Source organism: Methanolobus zinderi (assembly GCF_013388255.1).
Classification (GTDB): domain Archaea; phylum Halobacteriota; class Methanosarcinia; order Methanosarcinales; family Methanosarcinaceae; genus Methanolobus; species Methanolobus zinderi.
This window is the reverse complement of the sequence record NZ_CP058215.1, coordinates 651,045-676,025: the sequence shown is the minus strand read 5'-3', so window position 1 is coordinate 676,025 and position 24,981 is coordinate 651,045. Positions and strand designations below refer to the sequence as shown.

The window sequence follows — 24,981 nt, the reverse complement described above, 5'->3', positions numbered from 1 at the left end:
GTGATATGAAATGAAAGATCTGCCATCAATTCCAAAAAGAGTCGGTGCTATCAAATTCGGTTTGTTATCACCTCGCGAAGTAAGGAAAATGAGTGTCACATCCATCATCACTGCAGATACCTATGATGATGACGGATATCCAATTGACATGGGACTCATGGACCTCAGGCTTGGAGTCATTGACCCGGGTCTTAAATGTAAGACGTGCGGAAGCCGTGCAGGCGAGTGTCCGGGTCACTTCGGACATATCGAGCTTGTTGCTCCTGTGATCCACGTGGGATTCAACAAGACCATCCGTAAGAGCCTGCGTTCCATCTGCCACAACTGTAGCAGACTGCTTCTGGAAGCCGGCAAGAAGGATGAATTCCTTGCACAGCTGGACAATTCCAGGGAAATGGGACATCTTCCGGACGACATCGTGAACGAGGTATTCAAGGAAGCCCGCAAGACAAAGGTCTGCCCTTACTGTTCTGCTGAGCAGAAGGAGATTAAGTTCGAGAAACCCAGTGATTATATAGAGGACGGGCACAAGCTGACCCCGACCGAGATAAGGGACAGGTTCGAGAACATCCCGGACGAGGATGTAAAGGTACTTGGAATGGACCCTTCAAGCGCAAGGCCGGAGTGGATGGTGCTTACCGTACTTCCGGTACCACCTGTCACAGTCAGGCCATCCATTACACTCGAATCTGGCCAGCGCAGTGAGGACGACCTCACCCACAAGCTTGTGGACATTATACGTATCAACCAGAGATTCCAGGAGAACCGTGATGCTGGTGCTCCACAGTTGATCATTGAGGACCTGTGGGAACTCCTGCAGTACCACGTAACAACTTTCTTTGACAACGAGGTATCCGGCGTACCACCTGCAAGACACAGATCCGGAAGGCCACTTAAGACCCTCACCCAGCGTCTTAAAGGTAAGGAAGGAAGGTTCAGGGGAAGTCTTTCAGGTAAGCGTGTGAATTTCTCCGCACGTACCGTAGTATCACCCGAACCGAATCTCAGTATCAACGAGGTAGGAGTACCTTTCGAGGTTGCAAGACAGATGACAATACCCGAAAGAGTGACTACCAGGAACATCGAGCTTTTACGCATGTATGTCTCAAGAGGAAACGAGGTCCATCCGGGTGCCAACTATGTCATACGTGATGACGGAAGGCGTATCAGGGTTTCCGAGATCAATAAGGAAGAGCTTGCCGAGAAAGTGGAAGTCGGCTGGACAGTGGAAAGACAGCTCATGGACGGGGACATTGTTCTGTTCAACAGGCAGCCATCCCTGCACAAGATGAGTATCATGGCTCACAGGGTCAAGGTACTTCCATTCAAGACATTCAGGCTCAACCCTGCCGTATGCCCGCCATACAACGCTGACTTTGACGGTGACGAGATGAACATGCACGTTCTCCAGACCGAGGAATCAAGGGCTGAAGCCAGTATTCTCATGCAGGTTCAGGAGAACATTCTATCTCCGCGTTTCGGAGGTCCGATCATCGGCGGTATACATGACCACATCTCAGGACTTTTCCTGCTTACAAGGAACGAGAACGCGATCACAAAGACCGCAGCGCTTGAGCTGCTCAGAAAATCCGATATCAGAGACCTGCCGGACCCTGCAAGCTATTCAGAAAGCGGTGAACCGCTGTGGAACGGTAAACAGATCTTCAGCCAGATCCTTCCGAAGGGACTCTATCTGGAGTTCCCTGCACAGGCATGTTTCAAGTGTGAGACATGCAAGAAAAAGGATTGCGAATATGATGCCTATGTTGTCATAGAGGATGGAGAGATGCTCCAGGGTACCATTGACGAGCAGGCAATCGGTGCTTTCAAGGGCAAGGTCCTTGATAAGGTCATGAAGGAATACGGTTCCGAGGCCGGCGCCAAGTTCGTAGATGACTTCACAAGGCTTGCGATCCGAGGAGTGATGAAGACCGGACTTAGTTTCGGTATCAGTGATGAAGACATTCCACACACTGCAAAGGTCCAGATCTCAAATCTCCTGAATGAAGCTGAAGAGAGAGTCGCAAAACTCATCGAAGCCTATGAGGCAAAGGAGCTTGAGCCACTGCCGGGACGTACCCTTGAGGAAACAATTGAAATGAAGATCATGCAGGAACTTGGTAAGGCTAGGGACCAGACCGGTAACATTGCAGGTCAGCAGCTTGGTCTTGAGAACTCTGCTGTACTGATGGCAAAGTCAGGTGCAAGGGGTTCAATGCTTAACCTTACCCAGATGGCAGCCTGTGTAGGACAACAGGCGGTTCGTGGTGAAAGGATAAGGAGAGGTTACTCGGGAAGGACACTTCCGCACTTTGACAAGGGTGACCTTGGAGCAGACGCACACGGTTTCGTAAAGGCCAGCTATAAGAGCGGCCTGAACCCGACCGAATACTTCTTCCACGCAATCGGTGGTCGTGAAGGTCTTGTGGATACTGCGGTCCGTACATCACAGTCAGGTTACCTCCAGAGAAGACTTGTAAACGCATTGCAGGATCTTGAAGTACAGTATGACGGTTCAGTGCGCGAGACCCGTGGTGTTGTTGTACAGTTCAAGTATGGAGAGGATGGTATAGACTCCACAAAGAGTGATTACAGCAAGCCGGAAGCAGTCCACCATCTTGTCAAGATGGTGACAGGAAGAGAGGTGGTATAAGATGAGCATCAGTGAAGCTACGATCGATTCAATGATCGAACCATTGGATCTGCCTATGAATATTAAGAAGACCCTGAGAGAAGATGCCATCAAGGTCGGTGTAACCAAGAAGGAGCTCGAGGATATTATCGAGCGCCTCATGGCCAGCTATGAGTATGCCTGTGTGGAGCCATGTGAAGCTGTGGGAGTAGTATCCGCACAGTCCATAGGTGAGCCGGGTACACAGATGACCATGCGTACTTTCCACTACGCGGGTGTGGCCGAGATTAACGTTACACTCGGACTGCCCCGTCTTATTGAGATCGTGGATGCAAGAAAGCAGCCAAGCACACCGATGATGACCATCGCACTGGAAGAAGGCTATGCCACTGACAGGGACATGGCACGTGTGCTTGCATGGGAGATAGAGGCAACACATATCGAGCACCTTGCAGATATCACAACTGACCTTGCAAACATGCAGCTTATCATCGACCTGCACGAGAAGACACTCATGCACAGGTCCCTCACAGCTGATGATATCGCTGACAAGCTCAGGGATTCACTGGATGTCATGGTAACGATTTCCGAAAATGTCCAGAACCAGATCATACTGACACCGAATTCCCCTTCATACAGGGAACTTCTGCAGCTTGCAAAGAATATCCACAATATAACTCTCAAGGGTATCGAAGGTATCAAGAGGGTAGTTATCAGAAAGGATGGCGAGGAGTACACCCTTTATACCGAGGGTTCACAGCTAAAGGATGTCCTCCAGATCGAGGGCGTGGATGTCACAAGAACGTACACCAATAACATCGGTGAGATCTATGATGTATTCGGCATCGAGGCCGCAAGGAATGCGATCATCACCGAAGCAACCAACACACTTTCGGAGCAGGGTCTTACTGTTGACATCAGACACATAATGCTTGTATCCGATATCATGTGTTCCGACGGTGAAGTTAAGCAGATCGGAAGGCACGGAATTTCCGGAGAGAAGGCCAGTGTGTTCGCACGTGCTGCTTTCGAGGTCACTGTCAATCACCTGCTTGATGCGGGAATGCGCGGTGACAGGGACGAGCTCAACGGTGTGACCGAGAACATCATTGTCGGACAGCCTATTAAGCTCGGTACAGGCGACGTACACTTAATTTCCAGGTAAACAATATGATGTAACTTGGGAAGAACAACCAGAAAGTACATATAAGGAATCATTTATTAGAATACAAATCTCAAATTGATTATAAATGAGTTGATGTAAATGGATATTAACATTGATAAAGCACTTATCAAGGTCATCAGGACCGGAAAGGTCATTATCGGCTCTAACCGGACCGTTGATGCTGCTGAGAAGAATGAAGCGAAGATGGTAGTACTTGCGGCTAACTGTCCGCAGGAAATAAGAGAGAAAGTTGAGAGTACAAACGTACCTGTACTGAATTACCCGGGCCCCGGCACTGAACTCGGACCTGCATGCGGTAAACCTTTCATCATTGCAGCAATGGCCATTCTTGACAGTGGCGAATCTGACATATTAGCTGCATCATAAAAGGGAGTTGCCTTACTTGAGTGAGATCAAGCTGTCTACAGAAGGGATCAGATATATCGCATTATTTGAAAAACTGACCGGAGCAACTGTCAGGGATTGTATAATCGATGACGGACGCATAATATACGTGATCAAGGCAGGCGACATGGGTGCTGCCATCGGAAAGAACGGGGATCACATAAACCGGATGAAAAAAACTGTGGATAAGCATATCGATCTTGTAGAATACTCAGAAGAACCTGTCACATTCATCAAAAATGCATTCGGCCCGGTAACTGTTAAATCAGTCAATATCGTGAACCGGAACAACAAGCGATTAGCTTATGTAGAAGTATCCAATAAGGACAAGGGGCTTGCCATTGGACGGAATGGAAAGAATATAGAAAAGGTCAAGCTTGTTGCTAAAAGGCATCATGATATAGATGACGTTATCCTGCAATGATAATTGCAAAGCCAACTCACAATAATACATAATCGGAGGACATAATTAATGCCAAATGGAAAATATGCAGCTCACACCCTCAAGCGCGTTCGCAAGAATGCAAGGTGGAAGGACCCCAGATATAACAGACGTGCACTGGGTCTTGACGTTAAAGCTGACCCTCTCGGAGGAGCACCTCAGGGAAGGGGCATCGTGCTTGAGAAAGTGGGTGTAGAAGCAAAACAGCCGAACTCGGCTATCAGGAAATGTGTAAGAATACAATTGATCAAGAACGGTCGTCAGGCAACAGCTTTCTGCCCTGGAGACGGTGCCATTAACTTCATTGATGAGCACGATGAGGTCACAGTCGAAAGGATTGGTGGCCGCATGGGTGGTGCAAAGGGTGATATCCCCGGCGTACGTTTCAAGGTCATCGAAGTGAACAACGTATCCCTCAATGAGATGGTCATCGGCCGCAAAGAAAAACCAAGGAGATAATTCATATGATCAAGTTATTCGGCAAATGGGATTTCGCAGAGGTCGAAGTCGCAGATCAGGGAATCAAGAGCTATGTGAACTTAGACCCTGTGATCCTTCCGCACAGCAATGGAAAGCATGCCAGGCAGCAGTTCAACAAGTCCGACATATCCATTGTCGAGCGTCTGGTGAACAATGTAATGCGCAATGAGCAGAACACAGGCCAGAAGCAGACCGCACTCAGGATAGTTGACGAGGCCTTTGACATCATTAACTCAAAGACAGAGAAGAATCCTGTACAGGTACTTGTGGAGGCTATTGCCAACGCGGGACCAAGAGAAGAGGTCGTCAGGCTCAAGTACGGTGGTATATCCGTACCAAAGGCGGTAGACACATCATCACAGAGGCGTGTGGACACTGCACTTAGATATATTACAATGGGTGCCAACCAGGCATCTTACAAATCAAGAAAGAGTGCAGCCTCCTGCCTTGCATCAGAGCTTATCGCTGCTTCAAACCGCGATGCCAAGTGCTTCTCGATCAACAGGAAAGATGCAAAGGAAAGAGTAGCAAAGGCAGCACGTTAACGCTGATCTTTTATTTCAGGCAAAACTAGATTCAGGTAATTAACATGGGTAGAAGAAAGAAGATGGTTGAGCGTGTCACAGCGCTTATGAAAGAACCAGAAATGATTCGTAACATAGGTATTGTTGCACATATTGACCACGGTAAGACCACATTATCAGATAATATCCTCGCCGGTGCCGGCATGATCTCAAAGGAACTTGCAGGCAGGCAGCTCTTCATGGACTCAGATGAAGAGGAACAGGAAAGAGGTATTACAATCGACTCGTCCAACGTATCCATGGTGCACGAGTTCGATGGAGATGACTACCTCATCAACCTTATCGACACACCGGGTCACGTAGACTTCGGTGGTGACGTAACACGTGCAATGCGTGCTGTGGACGGAGCAGTAGTGGTTATCGATGCAGTAGAAGGTACGATGCCACAGACCGAGACCGTACTCAGACAGGCACTCAAGGAGCACGTAAAACCAGTACTGTTCATCAACAAGGTAGACCGTCTCATCAATGAGCTCAAGGTCGATTCACAGGAGATGCAGATCAGGCTCGGTAAGCTGATCGATCACGTGAACAAGCTCATCAAGGGAATGAACGAAGAGCGCTACAAGGCAGGATGGAGGGTCGACGCAGCAGAAGGTACTGTCGCATTCGGTTCAGCTCTGTACAACTGGGCTATCAGTGTCCCTATGATGCAGAAGACCGGCATCAGTTTCAATGATGTTTACAATTTCTGTCGTGACGAGGACATGAAGTCACTGGCTGAGAAATGCCCGCTTCATGAAGCAGTTAACGACATGGTCATCAGGTTCCTTCCAAGCCCGATCCAGGCACAGGAAGACAGGGTCAGCGTAATCTGGCACGGTGACAGGAAATCCGAGATCGGACAGTCCATGAAGAATGCTGATGATGAAGGAGACCTTGCGTTCATGGTCACAGACATCTCAATGGACCCACACGCAGGAGAAGTCGCAACCGGAAGACTGTTCAGTGGTTCACTCTCACGTGGTATGGAAGTGTTCGTATCAGGTGCTGCAAAGAAGAACAGGATCCAGCAGGTAGGTATCTTCATGGGTCCGGAAAGGATCGAAGTGGAGAACATCCCTGCAGGTAACATTGCAGCAGTAACAGGTCTTAAGGACGCTATCGTCGGTTCAACAGTAACCACCCTTGAAGGAATGACACCGTTCGAGAGTATTACACACGCCAGCGAACCTGTAGTTACAGTAGCTGTGGAAGCAAAGCACATGAAGGACCTTCCAAAGCTTGTAGACGTACTCAGACAGGTAGCAAAGGAAGACCCCACACTCAGTATCACACTTAATGAAGAGACCGGCGAGCACCTGATGGCAGGTATGGGTGAACTTCACCTTGAGGTCATCGGCCACAGGATCCAGCGTGACAAGAACGTTGAGATCACAACAACCCCGCCGATCGTAGTATATCGTGAAACCATACGCAGTGGAGTAGGTCCTGTTGAAGGTAAATCACCAAACAGGCACAACAGATTCTACGTTATCGTCGAACCACTCGAGGAAGATGTCAGGAAACTCATCCGCAGTGGAGAGGTTTCAATGCGCATGCCGGAACTCGAGCGCAGAGAGAAGCTCATGGAAGCCGGCATGGATAAAGATGAAGCTAAGGGCATAGTCGATATCTACGAGAGTAATATTTACCTCGATATGACCAAGGGTATCCAGCACCTGAACGAAACCATGGAACTCATTCTTGAAGGATTCGTAGAGGTAATGAAGGCAGGACCTCTCTCAAGAGAGCCATGTATGGGCGTAAAGGTCAAACTGGTCGATGCCAAGCTTCACGAAGATGCGGTACACAGAGGACCTGCACAGGTAATCCCTGCATCAAGGCAGGCAATCCAGGCTGCAATGCTCATGGCAGATGACACACTCCTTGAACCATACCAGAAGGTATTCATCCAGGTACCCCAGGAACAGATGGGCGGAGCTACCAAGGAGATCCAGGGACGTCGTGGAATCATCATCAACATGACAGCAGAGGGTGACATGACCATCATAGAGTCCAAGGCACCTGTAGCAGAGTTGTTCGGTTTCGCAGGAGACATCAGGTCCGCAACCGAGGGACGCGCGATGTGGAGTACCGAGTTCGCAGGATTTGACACATTGCCGGCAAACCTGAACAGCGAGATTGTCGGTTCCATAAGAGAGAGAAAGGGATTGAAGAAGGAGCTTCCACAGGCATCTGACTTCCTGAGTCAGTAATTGTGGGAACTGCAGCACGTCTGCAATCCCCCTTTCGTCAGAAAGGTTTAAACGTGAAAACATCTATTAGGACAAATCAAATTGAAGTAATTATAAATCAATAAAGGAGATATTTAAAATGGCAGCTGATAAACCACACATGAACTTAGCGGTTATCGGTCACATTGACCACGGCAAGTCCACACTTGTCGGTAGATTGATGTTCGAGACAGGAGCAGTACCTGCTCACCTGATCGAGAAATACAAGGCAGAAGCAAGAGAGAAAGGAAAAGAATCCTTCGCTTTCGCATGGGTAATGGACTCCCTGAAAGAAGAGCGTGAGAGAGGTATCACAATCGATATCGCTCACAAGAGATTCGACACCGACAAGTACTATTTCACCATTGTGGACTGTCCAGGTCACCGTGACTTCGTAAAGAACATGATCACCGGTGCATCCCAGGCTGATGCAGCTATTCTTGTAGTAGCAGCACCTGACGGTGTAATGGCCCAGACAAAGGAGCACGTGTTCCTTTCAAGGACTCTCGGTATCAACCAGCTTATCATTGCTGTGAACAAGATGGACGCAGCACAGTACAGCGAGGACAGGTACAACCAGGTAAAGAAGGATGTCAGCCAGCTCCTCGGTATGGTAGGATTCAAGGCAGCAGATGTTCCGTTCATCCCAACCTCAGCATTCGAGGGTGACAACATCTCAGGCCCAAGTGAGAACACACCATGGTACACCGGTCCATCCATCCTTGAGTCACTCAACGCACTCCAGGAACCAGAGAAGCCAGACAAGCTTCCACTCAGGATCCCTGTACAGGACGCATATACCATCTCAGGTATCGGAACCGTACCTGTAGGCAGAGTAGAGACAGGTATCATGAAGAAGGGAGACAATGTCGTCTTCAACCCAAGTGGCACTGCAGGAGAAGTAAAGTCAATCGAAATGCACCACGAGGAAGTCCCACAGGCAGCACCTGGTGACAACATCGGATGGAACGTAAGAGGTGTAGGTAAGAACGATGTCCGCAGAGGAGATGTCTGTGGTCCTAGCGACAACCCACCATCAGTTGCAGACGAGTTCACCGCACAGATCGTAGTGCTCCAGCACCCATCCGCGATCACAGTAGGATACACACCGGTATTCCACTGCCACACTGCACAGACCGCATGTACACTTCTCGGACTCAACAAGAAGCTTGATCCAAAGTCAGGTCAGGTCAAGGAAGAGAATCCAACCTTCATCAAGGCAGGAGATGCAGCAATCATTACCGTAAAGCCAACAAGGCCAATGGTAATCGAGCCAGTGAAGGAAATCCCACAGCTCGGAAGGTTCGCCATCCGTGACATGGGTATGACCATTGCAGCTGGCATGTGCATGAGTGTCCAACAGAAATAAGACACTCTACTATTCCTTTTTTTAGGGGATGAACATGTCACAGAAAGCAAGAATAAGATTATCAGGGATCAGCCCGGTAAACCTGGACGGAGTCTGCGAACAGGTAAAAGCAATTGCGGACAGAACAGGGGTAAGCATCTCAGGACCGGTCCCGCTACCAACCAAAAAGATGGTAGTACCGGTCAGGAAGAGTCCAAGTGGCGACGGAACCGCTACATGGGATCACTGGGAAATGCGCGTACACAAGAGACTCATCGACATTGCAGCCGATGAACGTGCACTCAGGCAGCTCATGCGCATTCAGGTCCCAAAGGACATCAACATTGAGATAGTATTACAGAACTAAAAACACTATAGTTATTGTTTACAATAACTATACACCTTAAAACGTTACAGAATTTTCTGTAACACCCCAACCCTTCTTTTGAATTTTTTATTGAAGACGGTAGTCTTTGATTAAAGATTACGTTCACACTGTTAAACTTCTGAAATCTTCAATATTTGTACGTACTTCAATTCTCTTAAATACAACTGTCAAAATACATCAGTAACGTAGTTAATATATCAATTAAAGACTCAATTTAATTGGGGTTATATAATGACAGAACGGGTACTGATATTAGGAGCAGGTTATGCCGGCTCGGTTGTGGCCAATATCCTTGCAAGAGAGTTCAGGAACAAAATCGCAAAGGATGAACTTGAGATAGTTGTTTTCGATAAGAATAAAACGAGTATAAATCAGGGCGGTTTTACATTCCTGCCATTTGATCTCTATACTCCGGAGGATATTATCCGGCCAAGAAAGAAACTTATAAGCCCGAGGGTGAAATCCATATACGGAGAGGGTGGAGAGGTTAGTGCAGTGGACCTTGAGAAAAGGGAAGTTACCGTGAAGGACGGGAAAAAATACAGATACACCTACCTTGTTATCGCAATGGGCTGCAGAGCCGACATGGAAGCAGTTGCGGGGCTTGCTGACGATCTTAACACATTCTATACTTCAATAGAGGATGCTCTGAAGGTGCGGGACCTTGTGAAGAATATGGATGGCGGAAAAGTGGCAATATCTGTTGCCTCCATGCCGATACCGTGCCCCGGTGCACCTGTTAAGTTCACCTTTATGCTTGACAGTTATCTTCGCAATGTGAAAAAGAACAGGGATGACGTACAATTGACACTTGTCTGGCCCATGGAACCCATAGGACCACCTGAGTTCAATAAGATGGTAAGCGGACAATTCGAGGAAAAGGGTGTAGAGGTCATCAGGAACTTCCAGCTTGCGAGTGTGGATGCCACAAATAAGGAACTCACCTCAAAGAACGGGGAAAAGGTCAATTATGATCTCCTTATCGCTGTGCCTCCCCACAAAGCACCACAGGCACTGATAGATTCGGGCCTGACAGATGATAAGGGATGGCTGCCTGCTGACAAGGCCACACTCCAGTACAGGGGACCGGCAGGAAACTTCGACAACGTATACGTACTGGGAGACCTGGGACCCGCCGATATTCTCAAGACAGGCATAGGAGCACATTATCAGGCAATCGCTGTGAGCCAGAACCTGATTAACCGGATCTACGGCAACGGTATGGAAATATCTTATGAGGGTGAAACAGGATGTCCGATCATAACAGATACCGAAACTCCGACCACACCTGGTAAAGGCTATATTGCCACCTGGAAATACGGAGTACCTCCTGCAGCTTTTAAGCCAACAAAACTCGGATGGTACCTGTATCGTATGTATTACCACGTACACTGGGACATGAGTGTTAAGGGATTATTCTGAGGAGGAATCGACATGGCAGACGAAGTTATTACTAACCAGATATCAGGAATTGAAATTGCACCTGAGGATGTTGAAGCTTTACTGGACCTGATAAGAACCTCAAGGATCCTGCAGGACTACATGAACGATCAGACAGCACACGGCATGGCTGAGATAGCAGCGGTTTACTTCAAACTAATCAATGCAATGATCAGTACCGATCTTGTGGATGTGATCGAGAGAGGAGTGCAGGACCCGCAGCTTGACAAAGCCCTGCTTGATCCTCCAAAAGCAGGAGTTGCGACTTTACTCAAAGAAATGCAGGATGAGGACTTACAGAAAGGTCTTGGTATCATGCTGGAGCTGCTGAAGGCGATAGGCAGGGCTGCCGGGGATTGAAAGTTATTGGGAATTGAAAGAGCAAAAGGGAATAGGAATTCGGAAAATTTCCTGATCTATTTTTCTATTTTAGTGATTAGGAGATTTTAACTTCAATATAAAAACTGTCCCTTTTGGATAGTTATCTTCCACAGTTATTTCACCATATCTTTCCACTATCTTACTGGCAATGTACAGCCCAACTCCCGTATGGCCTGTTTGTCCATACTTATATCCTTTTTCAAATATGTGAGCCTTGGCCTCATCTGGAATACCCTGCCCATTGTCAGCAATTCTTACCTCGCACATTTCCGATGATTGTTCCAGTGTGACGTCAATTTTCTCAGCTTTGCCATGCAGGATTGCATTTCTGATTATATTTGCTATTACTGAATTCAGTGTCCTGTCAGCTATCACTCTACATTCCCCCGCCACATGTATCTCAACCGGGAAGTCCTTTGAAATTTCCCATATCATCTCTTTTAACTCAAGGGAACCGGGTTTGATTGAATACTCAGAATTTTCCAGATCACGCATTTCATTTATCAGCTTAAGACTCCTGTTAACAGCACCCTTTGACATGTTAATCTCTTCGGCATCTACCCTGTAGCTCAGGTTATCCAGTGCCATGTAAATCACATTCAAATCATTCAGTATGTCATGTCGAAGAATCTTATTCAAAAGTTCAAGTGTTTCGGAGAGATTTTCCTGGACTTGCTTTTCCTTTCGCAGTTTGTCCTCATTTAATTTTAGATCCCTGTACAGGAGGTCATATGGTTTTGCAAGACCTGTTACTATAACAGCCTTGTACATCAGATAAAACGAAAGCAGTTTCAAAAAGTGGCCCACAAGATTTGAAAAGTCATATACACCTATATAGAACGTAAATGCAAGTTCGGCAAGTATTGTAAGAATAATGGATATCGAAAGAAGTTTAAGCACATAACTGTCGAATCTGTCCTTGTTCCTCAAAAGCATTAAAAGGGCTCCCAGCAGTATCAGCGAGATCAGGTATTCGCTTGTGATCTTAAAAGTGGTAAGGCCGGAACCTTCAATGTAGCAATCCGGAAACATGCCCATAAAAATTGATGATAATAGCAGAGAACTTATTATAAAATAGATGATAAGTGTTTTTTGAGCGTTAAGATAACGATCTAGGAAAAAGGGTGCAATTAAAAGTGAGATACTCTGGATATATCGTGCCAATATCCACAACTGAGTCGCAAAATTTGCACCGTAGCCTGGAAAAACACCCATTCCACTATATCCAAGAGTGTGAAGAAGATCTATGATTGCAATAAAAAGATAGGATATACCAACAAGAAGCAGGTAATTATTCTTCATGAATGATCTGGAGTTCCAGACAATCACAAATACTGATGAAGCCACCAGTATGCTGAATATCTCAGCAAGACTGTGAAATAGAAGATAATTTCGGGTGCTTATCAGATAAAGACCGGAAAGAATGATTAACACAGCTATTGTTTCTCTATAACATGATGAAAGGATGCTGTCAGCTCTTGTAAAATCTGTTGATTGATCTGACTGCTTTTGAGAACTCATATTTTTTTGCTACTTAATATCGGAAAGGTAGCTTTATTTGCTTTTTGGTTTTGACCTACAATAAAATATATTAATCTAAACATCATTTATATATGACCATTCACAATTGTGACTATATCGATTATAGTCGAATATTTAAACCTGGAAGAGAAAAATATCACTTACAAAGGTAGAATCCATGAACGTTATCAGCAAAGAGAATCCTGACCCGGTTTCACTCAAAGAAGAGATTGAAAGGCTCAAGCAGGAAAGGGATGCCATAATACTTGCTCACAATTACCAGATTCCTGAAGTACAGGACATAGCTGACTTTATCGGAGACTCACTGGAGCTCGCCAGAAAAGCGGCTACCCTGGATAATGATGTTATTGTCTTTTGCGGTGTTGATTTTATGGCTGAGACAGCAGCTATTCTCTCCCCTGATAAAACAGTCCTGCTGCCCGCGGCTGAGGCTAACTGCCCAATGGCGGATATGATAACTGCAGGCGAGCTGAGAGTTCTGAAGGAGAGGTTCCCTGATGCAGCAGTCGTCTGTTACGTTAATACCACAGCCGAGGTCAAAGCTGAGAGCGATATATGCTGTACTTCCTCCAATGCAGTAAAGGTTGTGGAATCACTGGAAGAGGACAGGGTTATATTTGTCCCGGACAGGAACCTCGGATCTTACGTCGCAAGATTCACCGATAAGGAAATACTGCCATGGGAAGGTTTCTGTTTCGTGCACGACAGGATCACAACCCTGGACGTGGAAGAGGCACGCAGACAACACCCGGATGCAGAAGTTCTCGTGCATCCCGAATGCAGGGCAGAGGTAATTGATCTTGCGGACGAAGTCTACTCCACATCAGGAATGATCAAACATGTCTGTACAGGTCCCGGCAAGGAGTATATAATCGGTACGGAGATCGGAATACTGCACAGGATGAAAAAAGATTGCCCGGACAAAGAGTGTTATCCGCTGTCCCCACAGGCAATATGCACAACCATGAAAAAGACCGATCTCTCCAGAGTGTACAACTCTCTCGAAAGCCTTACGCCAAGGATAGTTGTCCCGGAAGAGACCGCAGACAGGGCACGCAAAGCAATAACCAGAATGCTGGAGGTCCGCTAACAGGAAAAACGGCTCATTCGTCATCTGAATTTGTGCTGCAAATACTGCAGTCGCATCTTTTACTATAGTTAAGATATTCCATCTCGGAAGAAAGGCCGTTCCAGATCAGGAGTCTGTCCGTAAGCAGCTCACCGCTTCCAACAAGGTATTTGATAACCTCGTTTGCCTGCACCATGGCAATTATACCCGCGGTGGCGCCAACAATGGGAAAAAGCTCACCCGGCGGAGCGGAAGGAAAAAGACAATGCAGACATGCGGTTTTTCCTGGTATTATGGTTGTTGCCTGGCCATCGAAACCCCTGACAGCCCCGTGCATAAGAGGAATACCCTTATCCCGAGATACCCTGTTCAGGAGAAAACGCGTATCATAGTTGTCCATGGCATCCACTATAAGATCGGAGTCTCCTATGAGTTCCGACACGTTTGACCCGTCTATGGTACAGTTGAAGGTCTCCACCTCAACATCAGGATTGATAGAATGGATTTTCTCTTCAACGGAAACTACCTTCTCTTTGCCGATATCGGGATTCCAGTGGAGTACCTGCCTGTTAAGGTTGGAAAGATCTACGGTATCCTTATCTGCGATCCTCAGATGACCGACACCGGCAACAGCAAGGTACAACGCTACCGGACATCCGAGCCCACCTGCGCCTGCAATGAACACACGTGCATTCTTCAGACTTCTCTGTCCTTCTTCTCCAAAGAGCATGATCTGACGGGAATAGCGTATTAGTTCCTGCTCACTCAACATGCTTTCAGATTTATCTCAAGACTAAAAAACCTGCTCCTGCAAATCATGCAAAAGCTACTTTAGTATAAAAAATCAATCCTCAATCGTGAATCGATACTGAAAACAGCTATTTAAGATCAGAAACGAGTAGATATTATGAAATTACCCTGCCAGATGATAGTCTGGGATGTACTTCCCGCCATAAGAGCAGCAATCGCAGAGGAACTTGCTAACTGCGGCCTGAGCCAGCAGGAAATCGCAAAAGAGCTCGATATGGCACCTTCAGCAGTCTCACAGTACCTGTCCAAGAAAAGAGGCTACAAGATCGTATTCGAGGACAATATCAAGGAATCCATACATGTACTTGCACAGGACATAAAAGACAAGCGTGTAGAAGACCTGCCTGCCAGAATATGCCGGATATGCATGCAGATGCGTGAAGAAGATGAACAGTGCAGTCATCAGAAATAGAGTTTTTTATTCAAGCCCGCAGCTTATCTGTGAGGAGGCATCCTATGGACATAAAAAACATCAGAAATGATTTCCCGCTCCTCAAGGATCTTGCCTACATGGACAATGCCGCAACCAGCCTTTCTCCTGAAACTGTTATTCATGCAATGAACGAATTTGAAAGGCATTACCGCTCAAACGTAGGAAGAGGAGTACACAGGCTGACAACGGTCTCAACCCAGCGTTACTGGGATGCACACAGGAAAGTAGCGGAGTTCATAGGCGGTGAAAATGGCACTACTGTTCTCACCAGGAATACCACAGAAGCTGTCAACATGGTTGCCTGCGGGATTAAATGGCAAAGTGGAGACAGAGTTGTGAGTACACTGCTGGAACATCACTCAAATTTCCTTCCCTGGATGAAGCTGGGTGAAAGAGGAGTGGATTTTACACTGATCGAGCCTCACCCGGATGGCAGCATAGATTCCGCTGCTTTTGAAGACGCAATCGATGATAATACCAGACTGGTAGCACTGACCCATGCATCCAACGTCCTTGGAAATGTGCTGCCGGTAAAGGAGATCGCATCGATATGCAAGGAACACGGAGCAAAACTTCTGGTGGACGCCGCACAGTCGGTTCCACATATGCCGGTAGATGTAGAGGAGATAGGATGTGATTATTTTTGTTTTTCAGGCCATAAGATGCTCGGACCCACGGGAACCGGCATACTCTGGATGAAAGAAGAAGATATTGAACCTCTATTACTCGGAGGCGGGGCCATTGACAGTGTTTCCCGGGATAAGTATACACTTGCTGAAGGGTATCAGAAATTTGAAGCAGGGACACCTAACATCTCAGGCATGATAGGTCTGGGATATGCCGTCGATTACCTGGAAAAGCTGGGAACGGATAAGATCGAAAGACATGAGAAAAAACTCACCGGCCGATTGATTCAGGGACTTGAGGAGATAGAAAACGTGCATCTTTACGGTCCTCATGAACTTGATCACAGAATCGGGGTAGTTTCCTTCAATGTGGAAGGGATACATCCGCATGAGGTATCACACATACTTGACGAGGCTTCCGGTGTGATCACAAGATCAGGAGAACATTGCTGCCAGCCACTTATGGAATATATGGGACTTCAGAATGGCACTGTACGGGCAAGCGTTTACCTTTATAATACAGAAGAAGAGATAGACCTCCTTCTGGATACAGTTGAAGAGATCACCCGGAGGTTATGAGATGTTCAGAGAGTTACCATGTATCAAAGCAGAAGGGGAATCGTTCACACAGGATGTTCATCCGGTCATAGAGGAGATGCCACTTGCTGTCAGCGTAAATGGGCGCCATGCTCTCACGGCCATGACAAGTCCCGTGATGCTCAGGGAATTCGTTATCGGTTTTCTGTATACCGAGCGTATCATCAAGGATATTGAAGAGATAGAATCTATCCGCTTTGAGGAAAATACCGCAAGTGTACTCACGACAAATCCCTTCAAAATACTCACATCGCAGAAAACCGTGCTAAGCGGCTGCGGCGGAAGTATGTCCTTCCTTGATGTTGAGAAGCTTCCTGAAATAGATTCGGACCTCACGATCGATGCAGATAGCATAAGGGAATCCGTGAAGGAGGCTCTGCATTCCGAACTGCATGTTAAGACCGGAGGCATACACGTAGTCGGCCTGTATGGCAAAGATGGCAGGGTAGCGGTTGTGGAGGACATAGGCAGGCATAATGCCCTGGACAGGGTGATAGGATATGCCCTGGAGAAGGATATCGACCTTTCGGAAACATATGTTATATGCTCAGGAAGGATATCTTCTGAGATGGTACGTAAATGTCTTGTGGCAAATATCCCGGCCATAATCTCAAGGGGTGCCACCACAACGCTGGCGATTGATATAGCAAAGGCCAGAGGGCTGACTATAATCGGCTTTGTCAGAGGGAAGAAGATGAATATCTATTCAGGAGGACAGCGCGTAGCAGATATGTCCTCCGGGGATGCCGGCTATCTCGAAGCAAAGATGGAAGAAGAGAAAGAGATATGATCCGGGCTTAACCGCCAAAAACAACGTGGATAATACGGATCTCATCCTCATTGCGGAGGACATGATCCTCGGGTATTACCTCACCGTTCATGACCACTATGACCTCGCTCTGGCTGATTTGAAGCTCCGAGAGGAGATTCTCCACAGTCAAGGAATCGATATCCATCTCTTTTGTTTTTCCGGAACTTAAGTTTATTTTCATTTACTTACAACTCTTATGATTTTAGTAATGCTTACAAAAGACTTGTATTCACGATTGTGAATGTGCAGATAGATCAAACCCATATTTAAGTGCTGTGAAAAATAGTAAAGATACTGAATAAAATTGCTGAACTATAGAGCCTAAATATCTTACTTTTGACTATATGTATTATTTGCCAATGACTTATTTATGGAGAGGTAATAGGAGTCTTCGGTGCGGGGCCTTCTCCAACATGAATCACACCTCCTAAAACTGCTAGTCTCTCAGAAATCCGCCCCCACCATTTCTTCTGAGTCTTTTAACGGGGTTTTCAAAATCGGGCCAGTGAAAGTATTATGCATCAAATTTATCTTTAATGACGTATAATCACAGGCTGCAAATAATCATTTTAAATGGACCTGTAGTGTAGCGGATATCACTTGAGCCTCCGGAGCTTAGAACCCGGGTTCGATTCCCGGCAGGTCCGTAACAGACTCCCGGTCCTGTGAACATGAGTAAAAAGCAAAATTCAAAAAAGAAGAACTCTTCAACTGATCAAAATATCCGGAAACGCAGAATCGTGATGGTACTGGGAGTTCTCCTTATAGTTGCAGGATTTTTGGGAATAGATCTGAACCCGGAAGATGATGATGGGTGGACCGTTTCTGATGAAGGAATACTATCCTATGCCCGGATGGAAGAGATTCAATATAGTTATGAAGAGCTGAACGGTAACACCACTGATACCCTGAAACTTATCACTTTTGAAAGCCGGGGAGCTCAGATAGAGGGAATTCTAAGAATACCACAGTCTGATACCAGAGTTCCGGGAGTGGTATTACTTCCCGGAGCAGGTGTCACAAAGGAAATGCAGAATAGAGTGCCTGAAACATTAGCAGAGCTGGGATATGCATCGTTTACGATAGACCAGCGCAATCTGGGAGGCATCAACCCCGAATCAGATCTCGAGCTTTTCAAAAAAGGCGAGGAGCCTCTGGAATACCTGATGGTATACGATGCCATGATGGCTGCTGATGTTCTGCAGGACCAGGCCCGTGTGGAGGATAATATCGCAATGCTGGGGCTTAGCAACGGCGGAAGGTTTGCAATTATTGCAACTGCCATAGATCCTGATATAAAAGGCGTGATCGCCATCAGTACAGGTGGCTATGATACAGACTCCATTGACAGGAACATGGTGGCGGATGAAACTGCTTATAGGTTCTACACATCCATAGACCCGGATAACTACCTGGATATGATCCCACCCCGCAGGCTGGTCATGTTCCATTCAGTCAATGACAGCATTGTTCCCTATGAGATGGCACACAAGACATTTTCAAAAGCAGAGGAACCAAAAGCTTTCTATGGACTTACAGGGGACACTCATGGATACAGCCACGCCGCAGAGGGGTATCTGGAAAAAGAACTGGATCTGATATTTAACTGATTTCGGAATCCGGGATTTTTAAGAAAAGCTGTTAATGAATTTAGTTAACTAACAATGTATAGGAGGCCTTTTTGCAATGATTTATATGTATGCAAGTCCAAATAAGAGTGGGGGTTTAGAACGAGGTCTTCCTTACTTGATACCATATTCCTATCGGAGAAAAGGAAGAATCTTTTATTGCTCTTAAAAAAGGGTCCGAAAACAAAAGAAGAGATAAAGGATTTTTTCGATTTTCCCTGGAAATCCATGATACCGCAATTAAAAAAGCTTCTTGAGTGGAATCTCCTGAGCTATAACAAGGACAGTTATGCTCTTACACCAACAGGAGAAGCCATAGTGGATAATATGGAAAAGCTCCTCATGAGCCTGGACGTGCATGAGAATAACATGGATTACTGGATAGACCATGACCTTAGCCCGATACCAAAGGAATTGCTGTACAGGATAGGAGAGCTGGGTGAGTGTGAAGTGCTGGAGCCGAACCTGCCAAGTATCTTCGAACAACAGGAAGAGATGCTCAAAAGGATCAACGGTTCAAGTCACATATCAACGTTCATTTCCATATATCATCCTTCATATCTGCTGCCATATTCCAGTTTTCTTGACCAGGGTGTCGATGTCAGTGTGATCATGACGGATCAGGTATACAACATATTCAAAGACGACACACATTCGCAGATCGATGGCCCGTTTAGCGAGAATTCACTCTCGCAATCGCTTAAAAAGGAATATGAGAAGGAGATCGGAATACTTCTGAACGGTGGTAACTCAGATATTTCCATCTATAAGGACAGAACAAAACCCGTAAGTATCACTGTAAGTGACCAGTGCATGTCTTTCTCACTCCTTGACAAAAACGGAAGATGCACTAACCGTATAATCCTGAGTTCCGAACCAACGGCAATCAAATGGGGTGAAGAACTTTTCAACTATTACAAAAGCAGGTCCGAAATACTGAGCGACTGAGCCCGGACTTGATCTGTTCCGGGAAGGGACTTCTACAAACACTTAAAGTTTGGACCATTGTTTTTGAAGCACCTGGGCAGGTGCTTCAGTGGTCAGTACACACCCTTAGTAAAAGTTAGTTGGTTGAGGTTGTCAAGATGTGTACATATAAATCTAGGATTTATTCGTATATAACCAAACCTTGCACTACCATATACAAGAGAAAGGAATAGTATAAAACCAAAAGATTGGCAAAAGGAAATAGAATGTTCTTAAAGCTTTATCTCAGGAAGACGTCACTTTAAGATACTTTTATAGACTTTATTCAGTTAATCACGTTTGATCGGAGATACGCGTATAAAAGCCTGTCCACAGGCTGAATAAAAACCCTCTCTCTCATTTTCGTAAGCATTCTCATTGTGATATGAAGCTGTTGTCCTTTTTCGCTTGCTTATGGTAGTGCTTGCCGCTGTAACCAAGTTGTTCCCTCCTGGCAGAAAATTCCCTCAATGGAAAAATCCTTGATGTAATATAAAAAATCAAAATATAAATATATTACTGATCAAATTTACAGCTGACAATATATTAAATATAGATTCAGAAACTATTTTCCACGAACAGGGTGAAAGGATGTTTGCAGACAGACAGTATCCGGTGCATAAGAACAATATCAGGGGAATTATCTTTGATATGGATAACACCCTCTTTGATTTTGTGGAGGCAAAGATATCTGCCTGTACGGCTATTATTGAACATATTGGCAATGGAGACGGACATGAACTCTTCAATTACTTCCGCAGGGGCATACATGGGTTTGAGAGTACCGAGAACATAAGTGATTATATGAAAGACAACGGTCTCTTTTCCGAAAACCGTTTTCTTGAATGCTGTGGTATATACGAAAAAGAGAAGCTACGATCAGTACGACTCTATCCCGGCGTCAGGAACACCATAACGAAGCTCAGGTCAATGGACATCATGCTGGGGATACTTACGGATGCGGAAATGAAGAACGCCAGGGCAAGACTGGAGAAGGTCAGGCTTTACGATCACTTTGATTCGCTCTTCACATTCGATATCACCGGATCTAAAAAACCTTCACACGGGGCATTCACCTACGCCCTTGATTCCATGAAACTCGAAGCCAGTGAAACACTGTTTGTAGGAGACAGTCTGAGAAGGGACATCGCACCTTCCAGACGTCTCGGAATGCTGACAGCTCATGCGATCTACGGGGACAGGAACACCGACATGGACAGGGAGAATATTGAGGAAAAGCCGGATCATGTGCTCAATAACTTCAGCGATATACTTGAGCTTATAAAAGACGGAGACGAAGATGAAGAACACGAATTATGATGTCATCGTAGTCGGAGCCGGACCTGTGGGTTCCACGGCAGCAAGATATGCTGCCATAAACGGTGCAAGCGTGCTGATGGTGGAGGATCATGCATCCGTTGGTTCACCAGTGGGATGTACGGGACTGCTGAGCACGCGGGCGGTAGCCGAGTGTGATGTCAGACCGTCTGACAGATTCGTCCTGAACAGTGTACGTGGTGCCTTCGTACATCCCATGAACGGGGAGAGCCTTCCCATCGATGGTAAAGAGAAAAAGGCATACGTGGTCTCAAGAAAGAACTTTGACAGGACCCTTGCATCCATGGCACTTGAAAGTGGTGTTGAACTAAAGCTCAATACAAGGGCTACGGACCTGAAATACGTAAACGGTGTTCAGAAATTATCCGTAATTGAGAACGGTCAGCATAGAGAGATAAAAACAGGTGTGGTCATCGGTGCCGATGGTGTGCGTAGCCGTATTGCAAGGATGGCAGGACTCGGGAGTGTTAAAAAAATACTGCCGGGAGTACAGATAGAAGCTCCTTACAACTCACCTGATACGGACTTTGTAGAACTCTTCGTCGGCTCACAGGCACCTGGGTTCTTTGGCTGGGCTGTACCTGTTGATGATAAGATATCACGCATAGGACTGGCAATTGACAGCAATACAGATGAAAGTGTTCTGACCTGCCTTGACCGAATGCTGAAAAACAACCCCCATATTGCGTCACGCCACAGGGGAGGACATCTAGACCTTGTGACAGGAGGGATACCCATCGGACCGCTTGAAAAGACCTATGCCGAAGGTACTCTTATTGTAGGAGATGCTGCGGGACAGGTCAAACCAACTTCCGGCGGAGGAGTCTATACAGGCGCCGCGTGTGCCAAGATAGCAGGAGAGCTTGCTGCAAAGGCTGCACTGGAGGATGATAATTCCGCACAGAGGCTTTCAGAGTATGACCGCAGGTGGAGAGAGAAACTTGGCAGGGAACTTGCGATCGGAATGAATATCCATAATTTTATTGCAGGACTTGAAGATGAAAAGATGGATGAGCTTATAGCTTCCATGAACAAAGAATCAATACTTGAGACAATCACCGAGTACGGTGATATGGACCATCCATCAATAGTCGTAAAAAAACTACTTAGACCATCAAACTCCAGACATCTGCTAGGGGTTTTCAGTGCCTTTGCAAAAGCTGTGCTCTAATTAGTAGATACTTACGCCTCTGACCGTTCTGAGAGCCAGGAGTTCCTCAACAATACTACCCGGAACCTTTGTATCAGTGATTATTGTAAGTTTTGGCTCCGTGGTGAAGAACGGGTCATCCGAGACCGCCTGCCTGATGCTTATATCATGATGCGCGATGACTGTGGATACCTCTGCGATGATGCCTTTATTTACCGCATCATCCGGCGTGATTATGATGACACCAAGTCCCAGTAACGGGGCTACATCACGCAGGAAGGGGATCGATCTTACATTCTGGAAGATCTTGCGCAGGAGTTCATCGGATAATATTGTCTCTGTTGTCGAGTCCACAACACGCCTGTCGACACCCGCCTCCCTTGCGAGCTGGGTATGGGCGATTTCGATAGCACCTGATATTACCTTCCCTTCATCGTTGACCTGGAAGCCGCGCTCGAACAGAAGTCGCAGAACTTTCTGTTGTGCGGGATGTTTTTCAAATTTATTGAGTAGTATACTCCACATAACACCATGTAATCCCTGAAAGTATTAAGAATTTAAGGTTATTCAGGCACTCTAACAGATAACATTATTGAAAGAAGAAAGAAGAAAAGCATTTTAAGGATTAGGTCATTTAATACAGTCTGCTAGTTATTTAATAACGCACGTTTACCCGGAGTTGAAACGCTCGTTATCCGGATGGAAAAAGATCATCCTGCCATTTCTAAAGAAGTCAGTTTTACCGGGAATATCGGACAGCTTGCTCTTAAAGGAGGAACAGAATGAAAACATACAGGGACTATGATGACCTTCCGAAGATAAAATTGCCATATGGGCAGGAAGTGTCAATCAGTGACAGTACGATACGTGATGGTGCCCAGATGCCAGGTATCGTTGTGAGAAGTCATCACAAAGTGAAGATATACGAATATCTGCACAGAATAGGCATTGAAAAGCTGGAGACATTCGTCTACAACGAAAGGGACAGAAAAGCCATCAGTCTGATGCAGGACATGGGATACGAATTCCCCGAGATCACAGGCTGGGCCCGTGCAAATCCTGCAGACATAGACATGGTCCTGGATGTTGACGGTATTGAAGAGACAGGCATCCTCATGTCAGTGTCAGACCCGCACATCTTCGACAAGATGGGTCTGCCAAGCCGTGAGGCGGCTGAAGAGAAGTACTTGGAAGCACTTCAGTACGCTGTTGACCATGGCCTCAGGACAAGAGCACACATTGAGGATATGACCCGTGCTGACAACTATAATTTCGTCTTCCCTCTTATCGAGAAGATCATAGACATCGATCCAGAGTGTACGATACGTATCTGTGATACAATCGGTTACGGTGTACCTTTCACAGGTGTGGATGAACCTTACGGCATACCCACCATTGTCAGGTACCTCAAGGAAAAGATCAACGTCAAGAATATCGAGACCCACTGCCATGATGATTTCGGCCTTGCAGTTCCGAACTCTTTAGCAGGCTACTGGCATGGCGCCAACTGGTCGAATGTCACTTTCCTTGGAATCGGGGAAAGATCAGGTAACGCAGAAATGGAAAAGCTGCTTCTTTTCCTGAAGAGGCGTATTGAAGGATTCGACAAATATAATCTTGACTGTGTTGCCGAGTTCTCCCGGTACATGGAGAAGGAGATCGGTATCAGAATACCAAGGAACAAGTCTGTTATCGGTAACAACGTCTTTGCCCATGAGTCAGGAATCCACACAGCAGGTGTAATCAAGAATCCGTTCACCTACGAACCATATCCACCTGAGATCGTTGGAGGAAAGAGGAACTTCCTTGTGGGTGATTCGTCAGGTATTGAAGTCCTGAGGTTTAAGGTACAGGAGACCCTGAATGAACTGATGGATGTTAACATCGAGATAGAGAAGAATGACAAGCGTCTGCGTTCCATACAGGCCGATATCCAGAAGCTCTACAATGAGGATAAAAGGGTTTCATGTATTTCCGATGAGGAAATTCTCGGATACGTCAAAAAATACTTCATGTTCAACCCCATGGTCAGAAAAGAAATGCATCGTGATGAAGACGGCGAAAAAGAAGTCAAATCAGAGGCCACACCCGGCATCAAACCGCGCATGCATGATACCATAGACTGAACAAGAAATAATTAATTTTTAATATATTATCTGCTGGCTGGAAATACCCAGCAGAATTGTATGGCGGGATTTCCGCCATTATCTGTTTTTTAGAGAAAATTGTCCTGAGACGTATCAGCTTGTATGATCTTCAGGCTCATCAATTTCTATAACATCCGCGATTGGAGCGTTGTTCTTTACGGATTCGATACCTTTCATACAACCTGCCTTACTTGCGTAGGCCTGACTGACTGCAATGATCTCCCCGTTCGGAGCCTTCAACCTGAATCTGTACTTATCACTCTTGTCCCTGAACATTTCAAATTTTGGCATATAATACACTCTCCTTATGTAAAACAGGTAAGCTATCTACTCCCTGTATTAGTCCCCGATATAGATTAGCAGAGCCATCTATTAAAAAGTTT

The 24,981-nt window shown here is 46.1% G+C and carries 26 protein-coding genes and 1 tRNA gene; 21 read left to right on the top strand and 6 right to left on the bottom strand.

The window, feature by feature from the left end:
- The first annotated feature begins 10 nt into the window (after positions 1–10).
- The 11 genes from HWN40_RS03445 to HWN40_RS03395 all read left to right on the top strand — a co-directional run bounded on the left by HWN40_RS03445 (position 11) and on the right by HWN40_RS03395 (position 11,460).
- Positions 11–2,653: a DNA-directed RNA polymerase subunit A' gene (locus HWN40_RS03445; RefSeq protein WP_176964446.1), complete on the top strand. Its 2,643-nt coding sequence runs from the start codon at positions 11–13 to the stop codon at positions 2,651–2,653.
- Between the two features lies 1 nt (position 2,654).
- Positions 2,655–3,797 carry a DNA-directed RNA polymerase subunit A'' gene (gene rpoA2 / locus HWN40_RS03440; RefSeq protein WP_176964445.1) on the top strand — a complete coding sequence of 381 codons (1,143 nt, stop codon included), beginning with the start codon at positions 2,655–2,657 and terminating at the stop codon, positions 3,795–3,797.
- Positions 3,798–3,896: 99 nt separating this feature from the next.
- On the top strand, positions 3,897–4,184 hold the full coding sequence (locus HWN40_RS03435; RefSeq protein ID WP_176964444.1) for a 50S ribosomal protein L30e: 288 nt from the start codon (positions 3,897–3,899) through the stop codon (positions 4,182–4,184).
- Positions 4,185–4,200: 16 nt separating this feature from the next.
- Entirely contained in the window at positions 4,201–4,626 is a 426-nt protein-coding gene (locus HWN40_RS03430) for a NusA-like transcription termination signal-binding factor (protein ID WP_176964443.1), read from the top strand.
- Positions 4,627–4,674: 48 nt separating this feature from the next.
- Complete coding sequence (locus HWN40_RS03425; RefSeq protein ID WP_176964442.1) at positions 4,675–5,103, top strand: 30S ribosomal protein S12; 429 nt, start codon at positions 4,675–4,677, stop codon at positions 5,101–5,103.
- A 5-nt stretch (positions 5,104–5,108) separates the two neighbouring features.
- Positions 5,109–5,669 (top strand): 30S ribosomal protein S7, encoded by a 561-nt coding sequence (locus tag HWN40_RS03420; RefSeq protein WP_425487363.1) that lies wholly within the window; start codon positions 5,109–5,111, stop codon positions 5,667–5,669.
- Between the two features lie 44 nt (positions 5,670–5,713).
- The gene (locus HWN40_RS03415; protein WP_176964441.1) at positions 5,714–7,906 is read left to right on the top strand and encodes an elongation factor EF-2; all 2,193 of its coding nucleotides are present in this window, start codon (positions 5,714–5,716) and stop codon (positions 7,904–7,906) included.
- A gap of 118 nt (positions 7,907–8,024) precedes the next feature.
- Entirely contained in the window at positions 8,025–9,293 is a 1,269-nt protein-coding gene (gene tuf, locus HWN40_RS03410) for a translation elongation factor EF-1 subunit alpha (protein WP_176964440.1), read from the top strand.
- A gap of 34 nt (positions 9,294–9,327) precedes the next feature.
- Positions 9,328–9,639 (top strand): 30S ribosomal protein S10, encoded by a 312-nt coding sequence (gene rpsJ / locus HWN40_RS03405; RefSeq protein ID WP_176964439.1) that lies wholly within the window; start codon positions 9,328–9,330, stop codon positions 9,637–9,639.
- Positions 9,640–9,891: 252 nt separating this feature from the next.
- Positions 9,892–11,082: an NAD(P)/FAD-dependent oxidoreductase gene (locus HWN40_RS03400; protein ID WP_176964438.1), complete on the top strand. Its 1,191-nt coding sequence runs from the start codon at positions 9,892–9,894 to the stop codon at positions 11,080–11,082.
- Between the two features lie 12 nt (positions 11,083–11,094).
- A complete protein-coding gene (locus HWN40_RS03395; RefSeq protein WP_176964437.1) occupies positions 11,095–11,460 on the top strand; it encodes a DUF1641 domain-containing protein in 366 nt (121 codons plus the stop codon).
- A gap of 69 nt (positions 11,461–11,529) precedes the next feature.
- On the opposite strand, the gene HWN40_RS03390 is transcribed toward HWN40_RS03395, so the two are convergent.
- A complete protein-coding gene (locus tag HWN40_RS03390; RefSeq protein WP_176964436.1) occupies positions 11,530–12,915 on the bottom strand; it encodes a sensor histidine kinase in 1,386 nt (461 codons plus the stop codon).
- 265 nt (positions 12,916–13,180) lie between these two features.
- On the opposite strand from HWN40_RS03390, the gene nadA reads away from it, so the two are divergent.
- Positions 13,181–14,113: a quinolinate synthase NadA gene (gene nadA, locus HWN40_RS03385; RefSeq protein WP_176964435.1), complete on the top strand. Its 933-nt coding sequence runs from the start codon at positions 13,181–13,183 to the stop codon at positions 14,111–14,113.
- Positions 14,114–14,126: 13 nt separating this feature from the next.
- Here nadA and HWN40_RS03380 read toward each other — a convergent pair whose 3' ends face one another.
- Entirely contained in the window at positions 14,127–14,864 is a 738-nt protein-coding gene (locus HWN40_RS03380; protein WP_176964434.1) for a HesA/MoeB/ThiF family protein, read from the bottom strand.
- Between the two features lie 135 nt (positions 14,865–14,999).
- On the opposite strand from HWN40_RS03380, the gene HWN40_RS03375 reads away from it, so the two are divergent.
- Genes HWN40_RS03375 through fdhD form a run of 3 tightly spaced genes read left to right on the top strand, consistent with a single transcriptional unit; the run spans position 15,000 to position 17,348 of the window.
- A complete protein-coding gene (locus HWN40_RS03375) occupies positions 15,000–15,314 on the top strand; it encodes a transcriptional regulator (protein WP_176964433.1) in 315 nt (104 codons plus the stop codon).
- A 44-nt stretch (positions 15,315–15,358) separates the two neighbouring features.
- A complete protein-coding gene (locus HWN40_RS03370; RefSeq protein WP_176964432.1) occupies positions 15,359–16,540 on the top strand; it encodes an aminotransferase class V-fold PLP-dependent enzyme in 1,182 nt (393 codons plus the stop codon).
- A gap of 1 nt (position 16,541) precedes the next feature.
- A complete protein-coding gene (gene fdhD / locus HWN40_RS03365; protein WP_176964431.1) occupies positions 16,542–17,348 on the top strand; it encodes a formate dehydrogenase accessory sulfurtransferase FdhD in 807 nt (268 codons plus the stop codon).
- Positions 17,349–17,355: 7 nt separating this feature from the next.
- On the opposite strand, the gene thiS is transcribed toward fdhD, so the two are convergent.
- Entirely contained in the window at positions 17,356–17,550 is a 195-nt protein-coding gene (gene thiS / locus HWN40_RS03360; RefSeq protein WP_176964430.1) for a sulfur carrier protein ThiS, read from the bottom strand.
- 394 nt (positions 17,551–17,944) lie between these two features.
- On the opposite strand from thiS, the gene HWN40_RS03355 reads away from it, so the two are divergent.
- The 3 genes from HWN40_RS03355 (at position 17,945) to HWN40_RS03345 (ending at position 19,945) form a co-directional block, all read left to right on the top strand.
- Positions 17,945–18,016: transfer RNA gene (locus HWN40_RS03355), tRNA-Arg, on the top strand.
- A 24-nt stretch (positions 18,017–18,040) separates the two neighbouring features.
- A complete protein-coding gene (locus tag HWN40_RS03350) occupies positions 18,041–18,979 on the top strand; it encodes an alpha/beta hydrolase (RefSeq protein ID WP_176964429.1) in 939 nt (312 codons plus the stop codon).
- 246 nt (positions 18,980–19,225) lie between these two features.
- Entirely contained in the window at positions 19,226–19,945 is a 720-nt protein-coding gene (locus HWN40_RS03345; RefSeq protein WP_176964428.1) for a helix-turn-helix transcriptional regulator, read from the top strand.
- 308 nt (positions 19,946–20,253) lie between these two features.
- On the opposite strand, the gene HWN40_RS03340 is transcribed toward HWN40_RS03345, so the two are convergent.
- On the bottom strand, positions 20,254–20,403 hold the full coding sequence (locus HWN40_RS03340) for a hypothetical protein (RefSeq protein WP_176964427.1): 150 nt from the start codon (positions 20,401–20,403) through the stop codon (positions 20,254–20,256).
- Between the two features lie 151 nt (positions 20,404–20,554).
- Between HWN40_RS03340 and HWN40_RS03335 the strand changes: the two genes are divergently transcribed.
- Positions 20,555–21,283, top strand: coding sequence for an HAD family hydrolase (locus HWN40_RS03335; RefSeq protein ID WP_176964426.1), 729 nt, complete (start codon positions 20,555–20,557; stop codon positions 21,281–21,283).
- Positions 21,264–22,472: an NAD(P)/FAD-dependent oxidoreductase gene (locus tag HWN40_RS03330; protein WP_176964425.1), complete on the top strand. Its 1,209-nt coding sequence runs from the start codon at positions 21,264–21,266 to the stop codon at positions 22,470–22,472. Before HWN40_RS03335 ends, HWN40_RS03330 begins: the two co-directional genes overlap by 20 nt.
- On the opposite strand, the gene trpY is transcribed toward HWN40_RS03330, so the two are convergent.
- Positions 22,473–22,976 carry a TrpY family transcription regulator gene (gene trpY, locus HWN40_RS03325; protein WP_176964424.1) on the bottom strand — a complete coding sequence of 168 codons (504 nt, stop codon included), beginning with the start codon at positions 22,974–22,976 and terminating at the stop codon, positions 22,473–22,475.
- Positions 22,977–23,233: 257 nt separating this feature from the next.
- Here trpY and HWN40_RS03320 point away from each other — a divergent pair, with 257 nt between their 5' ends.
- The gene (locus HWN40_RS03320; protein WP_176964423.1) at positions 23,234–24,577 is read left to right on the top strand and encodes a homocitrate synthase/isopropylmalate synthase family protein; all 1,344 of its coding nucleotides are present in this window, start codon (positions 23,234–23,236) and stop codon (positions 24,575–24,577) included.
- A gap of 114 nt (positions 24,578–24,691) precedes the next feature.
- Here the strand turns inward: HWN40_RS03320 and HWN40_RS03315 are convergent, their stop codons facing one another.
- Positions 24,692–24,889, bottom strand: a complete 198-nt coding sequence (locus HWN40_RS03315) for a YegP family protein (protein WP_176964422.1) — start codon at positions 24,887–24,889, stop codon at positions 24,692–24,694.
- Positions 24,890–24,981: the final 92 nt, after the last annotated feature.